We start from the raw sequence: 861 nt of genomic DNA, 5'->3' as shown, positions 1-861 counted from the left end.
GCTTCGTATACAAGTTTTTGTACATGAAACCTATCAATCACCTGCATGGCACGTGGAAAGCACGTTTTCGCAATCTTTTGCATGCTCCCTGCCATATCCAGTGTAATTTCTTTGACTTGATTACGCAGCTCCTGTGGCATCTTTGTAAGTACCGCAATGATATCATCGGCTTTAGTGCCCTGAATTACAGCTATCATAGAACCTTTCCTACCTCGCTTATCTCTATTTATTAAGATGGTATAAAGATCTCCCTTGCTCAAAGCCGTTTCGTCAATACATAGGCGATAACCCATATTCTTTGGATAAAGGATATACTCTTGGGCATGTGCTCTCTGATCCCAATTCTGGAAGTCACTCAGGTGATCTTTATATTGGCTTTGAAGCTGTTTGCCATCCATACAGTAATGCTCTGCTACACTTTGGCAGCTAACGGCGTGATTATCTAAGTAATTCTTTTAAAAAAGCACCGAACTCAGCGGTTATGCGAGTACCGGTGGCTACCAAACTCCAGTCACGACTATATGTCTGCCCAGTGGAGGGATCTTCCCAGCGACGACGCTTGATACGTAAATAAACGGCTTTACCACGGATAGGGAAGTCCTGAACTTCAATCTCAGGGAGGAAACCTTTTGAGTGAAGATGTAGATCTGAGTACTCAGAAGGAATAGTGGCTTTCTCCTCTAAATAAAGAATAAAGCAAGTATCCTGAGAAACATGATTGACTAGGGTAAAGTAATCAAGGATTCCTGAAGGCAAGAACAAGCTTAAAGAAGCAACAGGATCAATCGTTTGGGAAGAGGATGTTTTCATGATGCAAAAATAAGAATTTTAACGCAATCCCCCAAGGTTTCAGACTGAGCC

2 protein-coding genes are annotated in these 861 nt (G+C 42.2%); both read right to left on the bottom strand.

All coding sequences use genetic code 11. The features are described from left to right. A partial coding sequence (locus KTR06_RS24335; protein WP_217290893.1) for a transposase occupies positions 1 to 398 on the bottom strand: 398 nt, incomplete at its 3' end. Positions 399 to 438: 40 nt separating this feature from the next. After that, positions 439 to 810, bottom strand: coding sequence for a transposase family protein (locus KTR06_RS24330; protein WP_007483771.1), 372 nt, complete (start codon positions 808 to 810; stop codon positions 439 to 441). Positions 811 to 861: the final 51 nt, after the last annotated feature.

This window comes from Bacteroides sp. MSK.20.12 (assembly GCF_019052435.1).
GTDB lineage: Bacteria > Bacteroidota > Bacteroidia > Bacteroidales > Bacteroidaceae > Bacteroides > Bacteroides xylanisolvens.
The sequence above is the reverse complement of the archived record's forward strand: the minus strand, read 5'-3'. Positions and strand labels throughout refer to the sequence as shown.

Bases quoted from the DNA above. Each gene is read 5' to 3' on its own strand.
- KTR06_RS24330 (WP_007483771.1), bottom strand. From the start codon at position 810: ATGAAAACATCCTCTTCCCAAACGATTGATCCTGTTGCTTCTTTAAGC.